14 protein-coding genes and 2 tRNA genes are annotated in these 19,247 nt (G+C 56.6%); 7 read left to right on the top strand and 9 right to left on the bottom strand.

The window, feature by feature from the left end; genetic code table 11:
* Positions 1–521 precede the first annotated feature (521 nt).
* A tRNA-Leu gene (locus SV253_01175) sits at positions 522–606 on the bottom strand.
* Positions 607–694: 88 nt separating this feature from the next.
* Here SV253_01175 and SV253_01170 point away from each other — a divergent pair.
* A complete protein-coding gene (locus SV253_01170; GenBank protein ID MDY6774695.1) occupies positions 695–1,147 on the top strand; it encodes a VOC family protein in 453 nt (150 codons plus the stop codon).
* 98 nt (positions 1,148–1,245) lie between these two features.
* On the opposite strand, the gene SV253_01165 is transcribed toward SV253_01170, so the two are convergent.
* Positions 1,246–1,318, bottom strand: a tRNA-Arg gene (locus SV253_01165).
* 71 nt (positions 1,319–1,389) lie between these two features.
* Here SV253_01165 and rtcA point away from each other — a divergent pair.
* Together rtcA and hemE are read left to right on the top strand one after the other, a co-directional pair.
* Positions 1,390–2,484, top strand: coding sequence for an RNA 3'-terminal phosphate cyclase (rtcA, locus tag SV253_01160; GenBank protein MDY6774694.1), 1,095 nt, complete (start codon positions 1,390–1,392; stop codon positions 2,482–2,484).
* 24 nt (positions 2,485–2,508) lie between these two features.
* Positions 2,509–3,525 (top strand): uroporphyrinogen decarboxylase, encoded by a 1,017-nt coding sequence (gene hemE, locus SV253_01155; protein MDY6774693.1) that lies wholly within the window; start codon positions 2,509–2,511, stop codon positions 3,523–3,525.
* Here the strand turns inward: hemE and SV253_01150 are convergent, their stop codons facing one another.
* Together SV253_01150 and SV253_01145 are read right to left on the bottom strand one after the other, a co-directional pair.
* Positions 3,526–5,367, bottom strand: coding sequence for a PINc/VapC family ATPase (locus SV253_01150; protein ID MDY6774692.1), 1,842 nt, complete (start codon positions 5,365–5,367; stop codon positions 3,526–3,528).
* A gap of 86 nt (positions 5,368–5,453) precedes the next feature.
* Complete coding sequence (locus tag SV253_01145; protein ID MDY6774691.1) at positions 5,454–5,933, bottom strand: 50S ribosomal protein L11; 480 nt, start codon at positions 5,931–5,933, stop codon at positions 5,454–5,456.
* Positions 5,934–6,073: 140 nt separating this feature from the next.
* On the opposite strand from SV253_01145, the gene SV253_01140 reads away from it, so the two are divergent.
* Both SV253_01140 and SV253_01135 read left to right on the top strand, forming a co-directional pair.
* Entirely contained in the window at positions 6,074–6,733 is a 660-nt protein-coding gene (locus tag SV253_01140) for a recombinase RecA (protein MDY6774690.1), read from the top strand.
* A gap of 1 nt (position 6,734) precedes the next feature.
* On the top strand, positions 6,735–7,265 hold the full coding sequence (locus SV253_01135) for a hypothetical protein (protein ID MDY6774689.1): 531 nt from the start codon (positions 6,735–6,737) through the stop codon (positions 7,263–7,265).
* 14 nt (positions 7,266–7,279) lie between these two features.
* Here SV253_01135 and SV253_01130 read toward each other — a convergent pair whose 3' ends face one another.
* Positions 7,280–8,992 carry a hypothetical protein gene (locus tag SV253_01130; protein MDY6774688.1) on the bottom strand — a complete coding sequence of 571 codons (1,713 nt, stop codon included), beginning with the start codon at positions 8,990–8,992 and terminating at the stop codon, positions 7,280–7,282.
* Between the two features lie 54 nt (positions 8,993–9,046).
* Here SV253_01130 and SV253_01125 point away from each other — a divergent pair, with 54 nt between their 5' ends.
* Positions 9,047–10,405 (top strand): DUF4147 domain-containing protein, encoded by a 1,359-nt coding sequence (locus tag SV253_01125; protein MDY6774687.1) that lies wholly within the window; start codon positions 9,047–9,049, stop codon positions 10,403–10,405.
* Here SV253_01125 and cbiE read toward each other — a convergent pair.
* From cbiE to cobN, 3 genes are read right to left on the bottom strand one after another with little or no spacing between them, the layout of a single operon-like run.
* On the bottom strand, positions 10,386–11,183 hold the full coding sequence (gene cbiE / locus SV253_01120) for a precorrin-6y C5,15-methyltransferase (decarboxylating) subunit CbiE (protein ID MDY6774686.1): 798 nt from the start codon (positions 11,181–11,183) through the stop codon (positions 10,386–10,388). The genes SV253_01125 and cbiE overlap by 20 nt on opposite strands.
* Position 11,184: 1 nt before the next feature.
* On the bottom strand, positions 11,185–11,868 hold the full coding sequence (locus SV253_01115) for a precorrin-8X methylmutase (GenBank protein ID MDY6774685.1): 684 nt from the start codon (positions 11,866–11,868) through the stop codon (positions 11,185–11,187).
* Positions 11,868–15,656 carry a cobaltochelatase subunit CobN gene (gene cobN / locus SV253_01110; protein ID MDY6774684.1) on the bottom strand — a complete coding sequence of 1,263 codons (3,789 nt, stop codon included), beginning with the start codon at positions 15,654–15,656 and terminating at the stop codon, positions 11,868–11,870. The genes SV253_01115 and cobN overlap by 1 nt, the downstream gene beginning before the upstream one ends.
* 98 nt (positions 15,657–15,754) lie before the next feature.
* Here cobN and SV253_01105 point away from each other — a divergent pair, with 98 nt between their 5' ends.
* Entirely contained in the window at positions 15,755–17,920 is a 2,166-nt protein-coding gene (locus SV253_01105; GenBank protein MDY6774683.1) for a magnesium chelatase subunit D family protein, read from the top strand.
* A gap of 33 nt (positions 17,921–17,953) precedes the next feature.
* Here the strand turns inward: SV253_01105 and SV253_01100 are convergent, their stop codons facing one another.
* Positions 17,954–18,694 (bottom strand): PGF-CTERM sorting domain-containing protein, encoded by a 741-nt coding sequence (locus tag SV253_01100; protein MDY6774682.1) that lies wholly within the window; start codon positions 18,692–18,694, stop codon positions 17,954–17,956.
* Positions 18,695–19,247 lie beyond the last annotated feature (553 nt).

The raw sequence follows: 19,247 nt of genomic DNA, 5'->3' as shown, positions 1-19,247 counted from the left end.
TATCCAAGCCGGCTTCAACAAAGACCCTGAGCTAACTCAGTTGGGAAGTACCGAAGTTGACGGTAAGTCTCAGACTTTCTTTGGTAGTACACGCCTACGACAGTCCCTAATAGTCCGATAAATCCTGTGAGAACAGCAGAAATGAGTGATGTAATTTGTATCTCAGACATATCTCTATGTCATACTCACCGATAAACAAATATGCGGTTTGGATTGATGATATCAATAGAAGTAGTAGCAATAGCCACTTATCTTGGTGGAATATAGTTCAATGGGATGGTTTGGATTGTTCCCGCGTCCACGCAGAGCAAAGCTCTGCGGTATCCCGAAAACGGAGTTTTCGAGGACATAGAGGGAGTGACACAGTCGATGCGTGGGACACGGTCAGTTATGTTCCCTGTCCCACGATCCTCACTTCGTTCGTATGCGTGGGACCGGATTCGAACCTCAGTCACTTCGCTGTCGCTTGTTCCTTGGTTCGAATACCGCCCCTACTCGTTCGTTCGCAAAAACTCACTCACTGCGTGGGACCGGATTCGAACCGGCGGACCCCTACGGGACAGCGTCCTAAGCGCTGCGCCGTTGGCCTAGCTTGGCTACCCACGCTCTTGCGGTCTCAAATTCGGAGTTGTGTCTTTTATCTCTTGCCTTCTGATCCGCAAGAACGAAGCGGGTTCGTGCCGAACCCGTAGACATGACCGAATCCGAGTCGAAGCCCGATCTGACAGCCCACCACTTTGGCGTGACTGTCGAGAACCTCGAACGCGCGGTCGAGTTCTACGAAGACGTACTGGGTCTCGATACCGTCGCGCGGTTCACCGTCTCGGGAGAGGAGTTCTCCGAGGGCGTCGACGTCGAAGATGCGACGGGGAGGTTCGCCCATCTCGACGCAGGGAACGCACGGATCGAACTCGTCGAGTACGACCCGATAGAGATAGAGATAGAGATAGAGGAGAGAGGGTCAGAGAGTATCAACAGACGTGGCGCGAAACACGTCGGGCTCGAAGTCGATGACATCGACGCCTTCTACGAGGGATTACCTGACGGCGTCGAGACCCTCAGCGAGCCTCAGACGACAGAGAGCGGCACACGTATACTCTTCGTCCGCGATCCCGAGGACAATCTCGTCGAGGTGCTTGAGACGTGATAAAGAGTGGAAAACACACGTCCCGACGGGGATTTGAACTCGGTCAGTGACTTCCCTGTTCAAATCCCTCTGGACAAAGATAATGAGTGGAAAACACACGTCCCGACGGGGATTTGAACCCCGGTCCCGGGCTCCGCAAGCCCGGAGGATAGTCCACTACCCTATCGGAACTCATTCCAACTTTGTGTCCGCATTTAAAAAGACTACCGGATTTAAGTCCGTGATTGCGGTAAGTAAAACTGATGAGAAAGGTCATAGACGCGTCCCACGGAGAGGGAGGCGGGCAGATAATAAGGACGGCTGTGGCTCTCGCCGCAGTCACGCGAACTGAGATAGAACTAAGGAATATGCGGAGAGGACGCAGTCCTTCGGGTCTCGGCAGACAGCATATCGCCGCAGTCAAGGCAGTCGCTGAGATATCCGACGCGTCGGTCGAGGGCGTCTCCGAGGGGTCGGAGAGACTCGTCTTCGAACCCAACGGAGTCAAGGGAGGGAGGTACGAGGTCGACGTCGGGACTGCAGGGAGCGTAAGCCTCGTGATACAGGCGGTTCTACCCCTCGCGGTGAGAGCCGAGTCCGAGATACGTCTGAGCGTAAGGGGAGGCACTGACGTCAGATGGAGTCCGACCTACGACTACCTCGAAAACGTCAGTCTGCCTCTTCTGAGAAAGGCGGGGGTCGACGCCGATGTCGAGCTTGGGAGAAGGGGGTACTACCCGAAAGGGGGCGGCGAGGTGACCCTGAGCGTGAGACCGTCGCGTCTCACGGACGTGGAGATAGTCAGAAGAGGAGGTCTGAGACGCGTCAGAGGGATCTCCCACGTCTCGAACCTCGACGACGGGATAGCCGAGAGGCAGGCGACTGCGGCGGAGAAGAGACTCCGTTCCGAGATCGACGACGAGGTGGACATACAGATACAGAGACGTAGCTACGACTCGTTCTCGACGGGAACCGGAATCAGTCTCTGGGCTGAGTTCGACGAGACGGTGATGGGGGGAAGCTCACTCGGAGAGATGGGAAAGCCCGCTGAGGAAGTCGGCGAGGAAGCGGCGGAAGACTTACTCAGGTCGGTGAGATCCGACGCCGCGGTCGACGTCTACTCGGGCGACCAGCTAATTCCGTATATCGCGGTCGGCGGAGGTAAGTACACAGCACCCGAGGAGACGTCGCATCTACAGACGAACGCTTGGGTCTGTGAACAGCTTACCGGCTCGGATGTGGAGACCGAGGAAGAGGAAGAAGACGACTACAACCGCGTCGTGGTGTCGTCTGAGTCTGAGCCTGAGCCTGAGCCTGAGCCTGAGTCTGGATCTCTATCTCCATCGGAAAAGACTTAGGGACTCGGAGCCCGAGACAGAACGATGAGCGATCTACTAGTGCGTGCAGCAAGGGGGGAAAGGACGGAACGTCCTCCTGTCTGGCTGATGCGGCAGGCTGGACGTTACATACCCGAGTACAGGGAGATAAGGAAGGAGTACAGCTTCAAGGAGGCTATAAAAGACCCCGAGGTCGCCGAGAGGATTACGCTCCTTCCCTGGAATCTCTTCGAGCCCGACGGTCTCGTGATGTTCTCCGACATTCTGACCGTCTTGGAACCCCTCGGCTTCGAGTACGAGATAAAGAGTGGCGTAGGACCTGTCGTCGATAACCCTGTGGAGTCTCCGGGTGACGCCGAGAGAGAGGTAGGAGACGTCGAGGAAGAGATTCAGTACGTCGGTAAGCTTCTGAGACGTCTCAACAGGAGCGTCGGCGACGAGACTAGTATAATAGGATTCTCGGGCGCGCCTTTCACACTCGCGTCATACGTCGTCGGCGAGTCAGAGAAGTCTAAGAGCTTCATGGATCTGCGTAAGTTCCGCGCTAACCATCCCGACGCACTCAAGACATTACTCGATGGCTTCGCCGAGGTAGTCGCCGACTACTTGGAGTTCCAGGTCGAGAACGGTGCCGACGTAGTCCAGGTATTCGACACGTGGGCTGGGATAATGTCGCCCGACGACTACGAGGAGTTCGTGCTACCCTACCAGAGAAAGGCGATCGACGCCGCAGACGTTCCGACCGTCGTCTTCGTGCGCAACTCGGCAGGACGTCTCGACCTACTGAAGGAGAGCGGCGCGGACGTCGTGAGCCTCGACTGGACAGTAGACATAGGAGAGGCGCGCGAGGAGTTAGGCGAGACCCCCGTACAGGGCAACCTCGACCCATCTTACCTCTTCGGCGACGAGGAGTTCGTGAGACGGAAGACGCGTGACGTTATCGAGAGGGCTGGAGATACGGGACATATACTCAACCTGGGTCACGGTGTCAACAGAGACACACCTGTCGAGAACGTGCGTGCCTTCGTTGAGACAGCAAAAGAAGTCGAACGCGAACTCTGATCACACGGGGTTGACGACTATACGTTCGCCCCTGTCGACTGCGTCCTCTAGTCTCTCGGCAATCTCGCTTCCGCGTGAGACCTTTATGTCGCCCTGTCTTCCGACAGTCGCAGTGAAGAGGTACTCGTCTCCCGCAGAGACCTCGACCGTCTCGCCCTCCATTCCTTCGAGATTGAGTATGACGTGTCTCGAAGTCATCTCGGCTTCGGCGGCATTGCCCTCTACCTTCTGTGGCTTCTTAGCAGTCTCCGACTCGGGTCTCTCGTCGTGTGACTTGACGTCGATTCCGATTCCGAGACTCTCCTCTATCTCGGAGATCGTCCCACCCTGCTTTCCTATCACGAAGGGTATGTCGTCCTCGTCGACGTAGACTACCGCCTCCTCGTCGCTTTTCATCTCAACGTCTACATATCCTCGTGCGACCTCTCCGACTTCTCTCTGTATCTCCTTCTCGGCGAGCTTCCACGATCCCTTCTCGGGCTCCGCATCTGCGTTCTCGCCGACGGGCATCACGACTACCTGTCTGTTGTAGGTGTATATCTCGTACTCGGGGTCGCCCGTCTCGAAGTCGGTGACCTCTATCACGGGACGTGCGAGGTCTTCCTCGGTCATGCCAGCGGGGAGCTTGACGCCCGACTGTAACTCATAGACTTTCTCTATGCCTCCATCGGAGATATGTACGATGGTATCGACGACCTGTGGTATCATACCGAGCTCTACGCGTCCTATGAGACGCTGTACCGAGTCTATCGCACGTGTCGCGTGGACGACTCCGACCATTCCGACCCCCGCGAGACGCATGTCTGCGAAGACCTCGAAGTCGCTACTCTTCCTGACCTCGTCGTAGATCGTGTAGTCAGGACGTACCATCAGGAGAGCGTCGGCGGTCTTCTCCATGCTGTCTTCGAGATGGGTGTACTGGGTGATCTCGTCGCTGACCTGGAGGTCACGCGGGGCTTCCATAGTCTTGACAGAGTACTCGTGATCCATCAGGAACTCGGCGACAGCCTGCGCGAAGGTCGTCTTTCCTGCACCCGGCGACCCCGCGATCATTATTCCCCTCTGTTTCTCTATGAGACGTTCCTTGAGCTCCTCGCTGAGACGGTACTCCTCGAGATCTACGTCGGCTATGGGTCTCACCGCGGTTATCTCGTGTCCGTCGGAGAACGGCGGACGTGCTATCGCTATACGCATGTCACGTACCTGTACGATAGTCATGCCGTCACGTTCGAGTTCGGTGAAGCCGTTGTCGCTTCTCTCAGCCGCCTCTATTATCTCCTGACCCATCTCACGAACCTGGTAACGCGAGAGAGGAGTATCACGTATCTTTCTGAACCTCATCTCGCCGACAGTTCCTCTCTTCGCCATAGGAGGCACTCCCTCCTTGAGATGGATAGACATCGTCTCGTCGTTGAAGTACTTCTCTATCTCTAAGTCACCTATCTCCTCGTGTTCGGGCTCTAAGTATATGACGTCGAGACCTTTTGCCCTCGCTACTTCGCTCTGAACGTAGTCGGAAGTCACGAAGGTCGCTCCGTGTTCGACTGCGAGATCTCTTATGAGTGAGTCTATCTCACCTCCCTTTGCGAGCTTTATCTCCTCGAACGAGGGACGTCTTCCCTCGTACCTCATCACTGTACGTCCTTCCTGGCTCAGCTCCTTTAGGTTCTTGAGCTCCTCCAGTCCGCTGTGTCCGGTCTCACGCCCTTTGTTAGCCTGAGACTCGAGTTCTGCTACGACGGCCTCAGGGACTATTACCTCGTTCCCCTCGAACTCGCCTTCTTCGATCATCTGCGTGATTCGCCCGTCGACGATCACGCTCGTGTCCGGAATAACTTTCATTCCGGCTCAACCTTCGGCGGCTAACTACTTTAACCTGCGGAAAGATTTATAAAGAGAGTCGAAAGAGGAAAACAAAACGTCTGGATCTACTCGTCGTCCTCGAAGACTTCGTCGTACTCGCCCGAGTCTATCTTCTCCTTCATAACACGGGGATCCTCGCCCTCTATGGTGATTCCGAGAGAGACACACGTGCCTATGACCTCCTTGGCTGCGTTCTTCGTGTCATACGAGAGGAGATCCTTCGACTTCATCCGTCCGACCTTAGCCGCCTGTTCGATCGACATGTCAGCTACGAACTCCTCGTTGGGCTCTCCGCTACCCGTCTCTATGCCGACCTCGTCCTTTACCATAGCCGCAGTAGGCGGTAGACCGACCTCAATCTCAAAGTCGGAGTCCTCAACTGTTATCGTAACCGGAACCTCAGTTCCCTCGAAGTCGGCGGTCTCGTCGTTTATCGCCTGTACGACCTCCTGTACGTTAACTCCCGTAGGTCCGAGAGCTGGTCCTAGAGGCGGACCCGGAGAGGCGTCGCCACCCTCGACTAGAACATCTATCGTCTCTGCCATACTCAAACCGAGGTCTGTTACGGTATTAAGGGTTTTGAATCCCGAGTAACGTAGATAAAGACTTATGTGATCATAACAGAGATAAACATTAGACAGCAGAAGGAAGAAACCCGAACGGAGAAAGATGAGGTAGTTAAACTGTGACGTACAAACTCGGAGTCGATAAGCTCGATCAGGCTGTAGGAGAGATAGATCCGGGGAGTAATATACTCGTAATGGCTCCTCCCATGGAGGGGATCAAGGAGTTCGAGGAGTCGGTGGTCTCTTATGCAGTGGGCGAGGACGAAGGCGTCATATACGTCGCTACGGAGGACTCGGGCGACAAGGTAGTCAGCAGGTACGACGGTGTCTCGGGATACGACCCTGACTCGTTCGGCGTCGTCGACTGTGTCTCGAAAGACCGAGGACGTGAGGAGTCCGAACACCGAAACGTCCATCTCTCGAACTCTCCGAGCGACCTCACGGGAATAGGAATAAACGTCTCTCAGTTCCTCGACGAGTTCTGGAACGAGAAGGGAATAGAGAGAAACATTATATACCTCAACTCGGTCTCGACCCTCCTGATGTACTCCGACCTCCAGACTGTCTTCAAGTTCCTACACGTCTTCACGGGACGTGTAGACAGCGTCGAGGGGCTGGGTCTCTTCATAATAGATCCCGAGATGCACGAACAGCAGGCTTACTCGACACTCAAGCCACTCTTCGACGGCATGGTAGAGCTCAGACAGGGTGACGAGGGGAAAGAGATACGTGCGAAGGGTCTAAGTTCGAGCCCGACAGACTGGATGGGGTTCGAGTAAGATGGAGAGATACACCGGGACAGCCTACGTCTCGGTCGTTACACGTAGAACCGCTAACACGAATACGTCGGAGAGCCTCGATCCGGAGAGACTGGGTGTCGCGTGTGTGGGCGTGATGAAAAACGGCGACTTCTACTTCTTCGAGGAGGAGAACCTCGACGACCTTCTCAGTATACTCAAGGAGTCAGAGAGGGTGGTCGGTGTGAGCGACTTCGTGGTCGATGCACTCAAAGCCTACGACGGGACAGAGAAGATAGAGTTCGTCGGTGTACTCGACGCAGTTAACCGCCATCTCGGAGACGGAAAACGCGTCTCGTTTAACAACGTCACTAAGAACAGCCTCGGGAAGGAACGTCCCGACATGAGGTCTCTGCCTCTCGACTGGGAGTCGGGGAGAAAAGAGTCGGTGAGACACGGTCTGAGGAAGGATCTGAGACTTCTGAAAGAGATAGACGAGAAGATACACGTCGACGGCAGGGTCACGGTTAGAGACCCCGATACATTCGAGGAAAGGGCAGTCGATGTAGTCTGAGACTGGGACGCGAGTTACTGTCCAAACAGCCTCGACAGACGTGAGAGAATCCCGTCGACGAGACGTTCGAGGAGGCTTTTCTGTACTCCGGAGGCAGCCCCTGAGTCGGAGTCCGAGTCCGAGTTCAAGTCCGAGACGGAGTCGTTTTGGTGTCGTATGTCACGGCTCTCGTCTGTCACAGTCTGACTCGCGTCGTCGTTTTCGTGAGTCTGTGTCCTGTTACTGCTTCGGGTGGTGTCAGCCGTCTCGGGCTCCGAGTTAGAGTCGGAGTCAGTACCGGAGTCAGCTGTCGTGTTCTCGACTATTATATTCGAGGTTCCTCCCTCACTCATTCTGACGGTTCGGTCGGGTTCGGACTCACGCCTGCTAATATCCGCCTGCATCTCGTTTACACTGTCGAGACACGAACCGAACTCCGAACGACTGTCAGAGTAGCAGGGACGAAGATCTGTTTCCATTATACTCAACAGCTTCTGGTTCGACTCACGGCTGTCACTCACCTGTCTATCGACCCCAAGGAGTGACGAGTATACGTCCCTCAGACCGTCTTCGCCGTTCTGTCTGGCGTAGTTCCTCACCGCGAGTTCGGAGAAAGCGTAGCCGAAGGCTCTGTTACGAGGATTATCGGGTGACCAGTCGACCATGAAGTCGGAGCCTGATCTGTAGTACTCCCAGAGGTCTTCGGGCGTTTTCCGAGGCGGGAGTCTGTAGACACATCTCGCGTTGCCGTCTCCGTCTCGACCTTTGCAGTCACCCTCCCACTTAACTGTCTCGCCGAATATCTCGGGCTGTCTCGCTCCGACACGATTAGTGGCGACGAACTCAACGTACTGTGCGGTTCCCTCGTTGAACCACGAAATACGTGGACGTGACCATCTGAGTGCTTCCTCGTTGTAGGCGTGAGTCACCTCGTGGAGAACCACAGGCGCGCCCGACTTCCCCTGTCTGAGAACCGACTCACGTACAAGTATCAGACCGCCTGTTCTGTACTGACCCTGGCTCCATCTGTTGACCTTCTCGTCGTAGACATCGTCAGGGAGGCTCACGACGGGGTGTCTACCTCCCGCGGTCTCCGCCTCGAATCCCGTGACAGAGGGCACTAGGGAGTAGAGTTCGTCGGCACGTGTCAGATTTCCGTCTCCGAAGAGTCGGTAGTGATCGTAGGTCTTGCCGCCGTCCCCGACTGTCATGTAGATGTTAACGGGACCTTCCCCCTCGTAGACGGCTCTTCTAGGCTCAGTTTCCGACTCGAAGCCGAACGAGTGGGACTCAGCGAGTATCCTCTCGTCGGATCTCACGGCTACGGTCGTGACCTCGTCAGGGACGTCTTCTCTGAGATCCTCGTATCCCGAGAGACTCAGACTCACGACTCTGACACCGTTGTAATGGCTTCTGACGACATCCGGAACCGTGAACTCAACTGTGACGGTCTCTTTCGTTCTACGCTCTGCTTTGTTAGTCTCAACCCGGAGAGTAGAGCCTTCGAGGCTGTAGTCGGTTATATCGCCGTGCGTGTCCTCGACAGAGACGATCCGCGATCCCTCGGGTACTCCGAAGGATGTCGTCCAGTAGTTTACGGGGTCATCGGAGTAGAGGTCGAACGACGCCGTAACCTCTGCGGTCGATCCATCGACGTCCACCTCGTAGGCTGTCTCGGCGTCGACGGCTCCCGTCGAGAGGACGAAGACGGCGAGTATGACGGCTATGGCTATACCGAGTCTCCTCATTACCTAAGATCGGATCTCGAACGACTTTTTTCTGTCGGGGGCATCCGTGAGAACATGGTGGAGTTCGAGCGCGAGTACGAGACAGGGTTCCCAGGACAAGTCTGTGTCGAAGCCGTAAAAGCAGGGATAGAAGCCGTAAGCCCCGAGAAGGTCGTGGAGACGAATCTGGAGTTCGACGGTGACAGTCTGAGTGTCGGAGAAGACGGTGTCAGCCTCGACGTCTCGGGATTCGAGAGGCTTCTCGTGGTAGGCGGCGGAAAGGGATCGAGCGTACTCGCGCGTGAGATAGTCGAGCGTCTCGGAGGCGTAGACGGAGGGGTTGTCGTCGACTCCGAACCTGTGGATGTCCCGGCCGTCGAGACCGTAAAAGGGTCACATCCCGTCCCCGACGAGACGAGCGTCGAGGGAGCGACAAAGGTCGTTGAGACGGCAAGAGAAGCCGCCGCCGACGACCTCGTTGTCTTCGTGGTCACCGGAGGGGGTAGCTCCCTCATGACCGCACCCGCTGACGGGATACAGCTTAAAGACCTGAGGAGGACGAACCGGCTTCTTCTCGAAAGCGGCGCGTCGATAGACGAGATCAACTCGGTACGCAAACATCTCTCGGAGATAAAGGGAGGAAGGCTCGCGCGCGAACTCGATCCCGCACGTACCGTCTCTGTGATAGTCTCGGACGTCGTGGGTGACGACACGAGCGTCATAGCGAGCGGTCCAACGTCTCCCGATGCGTCGACCTACTCCGACGCGGTCAAGACTTTGAGAGAGTACGGGATTTACGACGAGTGTCCCGACGCCGTAGTGCGACGTCTCACCCAAGGTGTCGAGGGAGAATGGGACGAAACACCGAGCTACGGCGACATCTGTTTCGAGAAAGTAGACAACGTCGTCGTCGCAAACACCTTCGACGCGGTCGACGCCGCAAGGGAGCATGTCGAGAACCGCGGCTACGAGACCGTCGTCCTCTCTTCCCTCATAGAGAGCGAGTCGAGAGACGTCGGCGAGTTCCACGCCTCGGTACTCCGCGAGTGCGTAAGAACGGGGAATCCTGTCGAGCCGCCGTGTGCAGTCATTTCGGGCGGAGAGACAACAGTCGAAGTCACGGGAGACGGAGAAGGCGGACCCAACCAGGAGTTCGTCCTGTCGTGTCTCCTGAGTCTGTACGAGAACGGTGTAGGAGGGTCGGATGGGGTCGAGATCTCCGTAGGGGCTGTCGACACAGACGGTATCGACGGCGTCGGGGGTGCGGCTGGTGCAGTAGGTAGCACCGAGACGGTAGACGACCCCGAGAAAGCCGCCGCGGCACTCGAAGAAAACTCGTCGTACTCCTTCTTCGACGAGAGAGACGGTCTTCTCGTCACGGGAGAGACCTCGACGAACGTCAGCGACCTACGTGTTATGGTGATACGACCATGATGGTCATATCGGAGAACGCACTCTCGTCCCTGTCGCCCTTACCTTCGTCGCCTTCGAGGTCGGAAAGATCCTCTACAGATCCCTCCCAACTCGTCTCGTCCATCGTCAGCTCCTCGTAGACGTAGGCATCGGCGTCGGTGTCGGCTCCTTCGTCGATCAGAAGCTCGGCGACGTCCTCGGGCATGAACGAGTAAGGAAGAGGTATCACAATCGCGTTTCTCCCCGAGGTCACCGCGTCGACTATGACGTCGAGGTCGTCATCTATCTCTCCCTCGTCATACGTCTTGTGGAGTGTGACGAAGACCGACTCCTCGAATGGCGTTCTCGAACGGCTCGCCGCGACCTGTGCCGAACTTATACCCGGCACGAGTTCTACGTCGGCGTCGAGGGCGTCCTCGACCTTTTCGAGGTACTGGTATCCCGAGAAGTTGGCGTCACCCATCAGACAGACGACGACGTCGTCGCCCTCGCGGTTCAGGTCGGCGACGTATTCGAGCTTCTCCGCCTCGTCTTCGTAACCCATCTCGACGACCTCAGCACCGTCGATGTGTTCCTCGATCTTCTCGACTACTGCGGTGAATCCCGCTACCACGTCTGCGTCCTCTATGAGACGTTTCGTCCTGAGAGTGACGTACTCGGAACTGCCCGGACCTATACCGACGGCATGAACGTCCCCAGAACGCTTTGCGTTCTGGTGTGCGCGTGAATCTTCAGATTCACGAACGTCCCCCAACTCAGTCTCCTCTGTCTCTTCTGTCTGTGTCTGAGTTTCCGACATACTACTCCTTTCTCCTGTCGGAGGCTATATGTATGAGTTCGTTCGTGAGCGCGGCGGCGAGTCCCGATCCACCACGTGTCGAGACGTTCGTGATCGAGGGAACGTCGGTCTGTCTGACCCTCTGTCTCGACTCCTCGGCGTTGACGAATCCCACCGGGGTCGCGACGACACACGCGGGCTCAATACCCTCTTCCTCGACGAGTTCACAGAGCTTGAACGCCGCAGTCGGAGCGTTTCCGACAACGAATATACCTCCGTCTATCTGATCCTTCGTACCGACTACACCCGCGGCTGTACGTGTCATATCTGTCTCCTCGGCGAGCTCCTTACCGTGTCCGAGTGCCTTCACGACTTCACACGAATGTCCGCGCGACGTGATTCCCGCCTTCGCCATCGTTATGTCGGTGACTATCTTCGACTCGGAGTTGATCGCCTCGACCGCCGACTCTATGGGACTGGGATCGCCCTCGAACCGCATGAAGTGTTGGAACTCTATGTCACCCGTCGAATGTACCGACTTCTGGCGTATCCTGTCCTCGGGGGTCTCGTCTCCGACGACCGTCCGGACGAACTCCATGCTCGACTCGGCGATAGCCTCTCCCTGCTTGGTCGTCGCTCCTAGGTCGGCGTACGGGTTGTTACTGTTCGGCTCGTTCTGTTTCTGTCTGTTTTTCTTATCTGTCATCAGTCGTCAGTCTCCGTCTTGGTTCTGGCTGTCTCAGTACTACTGTCTGACTCTCTGTGGGTGTCGATACTCGCTTCTGTTTCTTCCTCTATCTCTCCCTCTACCGACAGGTAGACGCGTCTGAGGTCGTCCTCGGTCTCGTCGTCGGCGTCCCACATTCCTCTCTGTATCGCCTCGAGAAGACGCTCCGTGATCGATTCGAGTGCCCAGGGGTTGACGTCTCTCATCCAGTCCTGGGTATCTTCGTCGAAGGCATACTTCTCGGCGATCTCCTCATAGGCGGCGTCGTCTATGACGTCGGTCGTCGCGTCCCATCCGAACGCCGTGTCGACCGTCTGGGCGAGGTCGCCGGCTCCCTTGTATCCGTGTTCCTTCATGCTGTCTATCCATTTGGGGTTGAGAACACGTGCCCTGAGAGCCTTCTTGACCTTCTCGTCGTTGGTGTAGACCTCTATCCTGTCGGGGTCGCTCGTGTCTCCGACGTACGACTCGGGCTTCTCACCACTCACCGTCTCGACCGCTGTGATAAATCCGCCGTGGAAGGCGTACCAGTCGCTTGAGTCGAACTCGTCCTGTTCCTGTGTGTCCTCTGTCTTGAGTGTCGCCTCGACGTTTCCGAGACGTGTCTCGAAGACGTCCTTCGACTCGACGACGTCACGTCCCGTGAGGGCGTAGCCTCCCCACTCGACGTATATCTCGGCTAGGTCGGAGGCGTCTTCCCACTCCGACTCGTCGACCGCCTTGTTCGTACCCGCTCCGTATCCCCCGGGCTTCGTACAGAAGACGCGGTACGACGCCGTGTCGAGGGCTTCGTCCTCGTCGAGTCCGTCCTCGATGAGTTCGTCGGCTTCGCCCTCAACGTGTTTCTTGACGTAGTTCATCTCGTGGGACTCGTCGAGCTCTACGACCGTCTCGACAGCCTCGTTGAGTAGCTTCGCGACGGGTGGGAAGGCGTCTCTGAAGAGTCCCGAGACACGTGTCGTGACATCGATACGTGGTCTGTCGAGGTCTTCGAGAGGTATCGGCTCAACGCCCTCGACGCGTCCCGAGTCGCTCCACTCAGGACGTACCCCCATCAGACGCAGTACCTCGGCGATTGTCTCTCCGTTCGACCTAATTATGGGGGTTCCCCAAGCGACTACACCCATCTCCTCGGGATACTCGCCGTTTTCGTCGAGATGTCTCTTCAAGGTTGACTCGGCGACCTCGGAGCCGACTCGGTAAGCCGCCTTCGAGGGGACTGTGCGCGGGTCTATGGTGTAGAAGTTACGCGCAGTCGGGAGTACGTCGGCGTTTCCTCTCGTTGGGGCACCCGACTTTCCGGGTGGAACGTACTCGCCGTTCAGGGCGTCGGCAGTACGGCTTATCTCGTTTTCGGCTCCGTCGAGTGACGGCTTTATCTCGTCGGCGATGTACGAAAGTGTCGTCTCAACGTCCTCGTGAGAGTCTCCGAGGTATGAACGCGTGATCTCTCTTACGTCTTCATCACTCACGTCGAATCCCTCTTCGGCGAGTTCGGAAACGAGAGATACACACGTCTCGTCGACTTCATCCGTAGCCTCAGCCCACGTCATTCCGAGTTCTTCGACGTACTCCGAGGGACTGTCGAGCATCTCGTCGTAGTCGTATCCCATCGCGTCGGTGACCGATCTTCTGAGAGACGGCGCGCCGGGGTTACCGAGACGTGTGAGTGCGACGAGGTACTCGACGAGGTCTTCTCCGTGGGGCGGCTGTCCCATAGTGTGGAGACCCGAACGTATCTGTGTCTTCTTGACGTCGTTGAGATAGCTGTGGAGTCGCGTGAGAACGTCGTCGAAGTCGTCTTCCCTCGATATATCGATGTCCTCGTCGACCCCCGACTCGTCTATCCTCTCCCAGATCAGGTCACGCAGATGTCCTGCCTCGTCCTTGTCCGCCTCCGACTTCTTGTACTCGTTACACAGATCCTCGATCTCAGCGAGTTCGTCGTAGAGTCCGGCGTTCTTCATCACAGGAGTGAGGTAGTCGACGAGTGCGGCGTAGCTTCTCCTCTTAGCCTGTGCGCCTTCTCCGGGATTGTTGACTATGTAGGGGTAGACGTTCGGGATGTCCTGTACCATCGCGTCGGGGAAACACGACTCCGAGAGTCCGACAGTCTTTCCGGGAAGCCATTCGAGTGACCCGTGTGTTCCGAGATGGACGACTGCGTCCGCCTCGAACCCGTGTCTGATCCATTCGTAGAAGGCGTAGTAGTCGTGGGGCGGGTTGAGGTCGGACGAGTGGTAGATCTTCGAGGGATCGTCGCCGAATCCGCGTGGAGGCTGTACGGTCACTAAGACGTTTCCGAGCTTCGTACCCGGGATCGGGTAGTCGCCCTCGCCCTCGGGTTCGCCCCACTCGTCTACGAGACCCTCACGGATGCCCTCGGACGCGTCTTCGAACCAGTCGAGGTACTCTTCCTCCGAGACGGTATCGAGTGCTATCTCCTCGACGTCCTCTGGAGCGACCCACCGGTTGTCGAGTGTAAGCTGTGATGTGAGTACATCGAGTAGCTCGTCTCCCGACTCGGGGACATCTGTCTCGTATCCTCTCTCGTCGAGTCCTTCGAGAAGACGCACCGCGCTCTCGGGCGAGTCGAGACCGAAAGCAGTACCTATTCCGTGGTCAGTCGGGGGATAGTTGTGGAGGACGACTGCGACCTTCTTCTCCGAGTTAGGGATGTACGAGAGACGCGCCCAGTTAACCGCGAGCGAGACCGCTCTCTCGACGCGGTGGTCTATCGGCTTGTGGCGTTTCGGACTCGTCCCCATCTCAACCGACGGATCGACCGACTCCTTCCCGCTCACGGGGAAGGTTATGAGGTTTCCGTCGTACTCAGGAAGTGCGACAGAGAGAGAGAGTTCGAACGACATCAGACCCTGGTCGGCGGACTCGTACCTCGAACGTGACCTCATCGTGGTAACTGTCTGTATGACAGGAACACCGAGCTCTTCGAGGAATGCATTGGTGTCACCGGCTTCGTCGGCGTTTCCCGACCTTCCTCTCTCCTCCATCGAGAGAGAGAACATCAACGACGAGACCACAGCGTCGACGACGGACTCGCCGTCTCTAGTGAACCAGTTGCGTGCGACCCATCTCGCTGGGCGGTTGTCGATCTCCTCGTCGTAGGTCGGTGTCAGGAAGACGGGGAGTGCGTTCGCTCCGTTCGACTCTATCTCACGTACCACGGCGTCGATGTAGTCGGTGTTTCCGTGTACCCACTGGGACTCGTAGAACCAGACTCCGACGGTCGGCTTCGAGTCGTCGAGAGTCTCTAAGTAGTCTTCGTACTCGATCCCGGGGTAGTCGGGATGGTAGATACCCTCAGTCGGAAGCTCTACGGGATCGTCGTGTTCGACGTCTTCGGTGCCGTATCTGTCGGCTAAGTAGAGAAGTAGATTTTCGAGGTTGACGATTCCACCTTTGTCGATGTAGTCGTAGATTCGGTCACGTACCTCGTCGTCGACCGTCGTGTCACGTAGAGCGAAGGGATCGCCCGTCGACTTGACACAGACTGGCTTGTCCTCGTCATCGAGTTCGTCTATGAACTCCTCGTACCCCGGCATGCTGTCCTCGGGTCCGTGGAGGTTGAGGAGAACGAAGTCGGAGTCGAGACAGAGTTCGAGGAAGCCCTCCCTCTCGTCTTCGTCCTTGAGATCCCTCTTGCTTCTGACCTCAAGATCTATCTCGGCTGAGTCAGAGGCTCTCGCGTACCCTCTCTCGATAGCCCCTATTTCGTTGTCCGTCGCGCTGAAGACAGCCACCCTCATATGGAGACGAGTACAAACCCAGTTGTGTTAAATCAAACGAATTTTAATTCCTCGTCGAATCCCAACCGATATAAGATACACACGACGATATCGGTTAGATGCGAGTCTTTCCGTTTCCGGCTGTAGTGGGTCAGGACAGCCTCAAGAGGGCACTTCTTCTCAACTCGGTAGCTCCCCTTCAGGGAGTCCTCATAAGAGGTGAGAAAGGGACTGCCAAGAGCACCGCAGTCCGGGGGCTAGGACGTCTCCTTCCCGAGATAGAGGTCGTCAGAGGATGTGAGTTCAACTGTCATCCCGAGAACCCCGATCTCCAGTGTGAGAACTGTAAGGAGAAAGACCCCGAGGAGATCGAGACCGAGAGTATACCCACACCCGTCGTCGATCTGCCTCTCGGGGCGACAGAGGACAGGGTCGTGGGATCGATAGACGTCGAGAAGGCACTCAACGAGGGAGTAAACGCACTCGAACCCGGAATTCTCGCTCGCGCGAACCGAGGGATTCTCTACATAGACGAGGTCAACCTCCTCGATGACCATCTCGTCGACGTTCTCCTCGACGCCGCCGCGAGCGGTGTCAACAAGGTCGAGAGAGAGGGAGTCTCAGTCGAACATCCCGCCGACTTCATACTCGTCGGAACCATGAATCCCGAGGAAGGGAGCCTGAGACCCCAGTTCCTCGACAGGTTCGGTCTACAGGTCGATGTCGTCGGATCGTCCGATCCAGAGGAACGTATCGAGGTCGTCGAGATAGCCGAGAAGTTCGAGAGAGACCCCGACTCGGTCATAGAGGAGTACAGGGACGACGAGGAACGTCTGAGAGAGAAGATCGAGGAGGGAAGAGGGATCTACGGCGAGGGCGTGGGTATCGACGCGTCTCTGAGACAGAAGATCGCCGATCTCTGTACCGAGGCAGGAGTCGACGGATACCGTGCCGACATAATAACTACGAGGACGGCACGTGCGATAGCAGCCTTAGACCAAAGGGAGAAGGTGAAGCAAGAAGACGTCAAAGAAGCGGCGCGTCTGACCCTTCCCCACAGGATGAAGACAGATCCCTTCGGCGACTCACGTGATCTCGACGACGTCATGGACGAGAGCTTTGACGAGGAAGGGGAGGAAGAAAGCGAAGACGGGATGGACGAAGGAGAAGAGGGGGAGGAAGACGGTGATCCGGAGTCCGACAGTGAGATAGATGACGACGAAGGGTCGGAAAACGACGACGGTGACGAAGAAGGTGGTAAGGGTGATGATGACACCAGAGACGGAGACAGTGACAGACGAGAACGAGAAAGGGAGAGCCGAGAGGAGGACACCGGTGCCCGAGACGGTGACGGTGACAGTGAAAGAGAGACGGATGGGACAGAAGACAGTGAGGGGGACGAGGAAGTGCCGACCGAAGAAGCTAAGCCGGGATCGAAGCCCGAGACAGTCGCAGACGTAGGCGATACCGACTCGCCCGAGATAGACGTAGACATAGACACCGCCGATAGAGTAGGCACCGAGTCGGGAGAACACTCTTCTTCCACCTCGGACTCCGGTAGATACGTCAGATCGAGACGCGCGAGCGACACAGACGACACAGACATAGACGTAGCAGTCGACGCGACAGTCAGGTCGGCGGCTAGAGGCGGTAAGACAGAGGTGGGCAAGGACGACCTCCACGAGAAGGTACGTGAGGAGGGACGTCAGGCACTCGTCGTCTTCGCAGTCGACGCTTCGGGGAGTATGAACGCCGAGGGACGTATGAAGACGGCAAAGGGCGCAGTCATGTCGCTCCTCAACGACTCGTACCGGAACCGTGACAAGGTCGCTTTCATCGGCTTCAAGGGCGACGACGCCGAGGTGCTTCTTCCGCCGACTAACAGCGTCGAGATAGCCGCACGCCATCTCAAGGAGCTTCCGACGGGCGACAGGACTCCTCTGAGCCACGCTCTCTCGAAGTCGTATGACGTCATCCAGAACGAGACGAAGAAAACGGACGGCGCAGTTCTTCCGGTTCTGGTTCTCGTTACTGACGGAAAGGCGAACGTCTCTATGCACGAAGACGGCGACCCGGTCGAGGAGGTCAGAAGACTGTCACGTCTCCTCGGCTCTGAGAACGTCAAGGTAGTCGTCTTAGACGGCGAGTCGGGATACGTACAGACGGGTCTCGGAGAGGAGATAGCGCGTGAGTCAGGTGGCGACTACATCAGTCTCGACAGTCTGACCCAGGAGAAAGTCGAGAGAGAGGTAAAACAGACTCTAAGTTCGGCTCGAACTGAATAAAAAGACGGTTTACTACGTTATGGCATCGCTACTCTACTCGTTCTTTCTTCTGAGAGCTATGAGACCAGCGCCGATGAGGGCGATCAGAGTCGCAGCGACTCCGAATCCAGGCTGTCCCTGTCCACCGCTGCCGGACTTGTTAGCCTTCTTCTGGAGCTGCTGGTTCTCCTGCTTAAGCTGATCGATCTGACTCTGTAGCTTCTCGTTCTGCGACGTCGCGTTCTCAAGCTGCGTGTTGAGCTGCTGGTTCTGCGTCTGGAGATCCTCTACCTGCGTGTTGAGCTGCTCGTTCTTCGTCTGAAGCTCCTCTACGTTGCTCTGGAGCTGACTGACTCTGTCTGCGAGTGTCGGCTTGGACGAGAGCATCGCGTCGTTGCGCTCTCCTTTCGCGACTATCTCAACTGTGACTGTGTCAGTGTTGTCTCCGTCGTCTGCTTCGATCTTGTACGTTCCAGGCTCAAGTCCCGTCGTGTCTACCGTAACCGACCAGACTCCGCTCTCCATCTTCCACATGTCCGTCGTCTTGACAGGCATCTCTGTCTCACTCGGACCTTCAACAGCCTCTACACTTATCGTGTTATCGTCTGGCTGGAGGTTCGTCGTTCCGCGTACCATCATCGTCTCTCCTACCTCTATCGGCACTACTCCCGTGATGTTACTGTGCGACGCAGGCACTACGTCGTTGATCGACGTTCTCGCATCCGTGTATCGGAACGACGACGGGTATCCGAGGTCGTCGGAGCCAGTTTCATCCACTGACTCCTCACGTAACATCTCTATTATCTGACCGGAGGTTCGGGTGACAGTAGTCAAATCATTATCAAACTGGGGTGCAAGACCAGCAAACTGTCTGGGAGTTCTTGTTGGTGCCCTTCCACCCATGGCACTACCATCTCCAAACTGATTGTCTCTTCCATTAACCACTCCGAACGCGACTACTGTGCCTTGTGCTATTGGCCCAGTAGGACCTCTCCTAGTCATTATCGATCCAAGTGAAATTTCCTCCTCAAATGTATTGTCCGTATCTACTGAAACGGTATGGGCTGTGACATCTCCTTTGTCACCAACAAAGCCAATCACGACTTCTTTGAATCCAACAGCTTCGCCAGTAACTCTTATTTCACCATCCTCTTCTGCAACAGATCCTCCAACTGGATGTATAGTATACTGGAAGCTCGGTTCAACCACACGAATGGAGCGCTGTGTCGAGGTTCCACTGTTGAACCACGACGTGTTAATCGAATCATCCGGATCATCGCCGGTATCTCCCGTATCCGCGTCTGTCGCGGCTATCGCTCCTATTCTGTATGTGCCCGATATACCGAAT

The sequence above is a fragment of the Candidatus Afararchaeum irisae genome (assembly GCA_034190545.1).
Lineage (GTDB): Archaea > Halobacteriota > Halobacteria > Halobacteriales > Afararchaeaceae > Afararchaeum > Afararchaeum irisae.
This window is presented reverse-complemented; position numbering and strand designations above follow the sequence as displayed.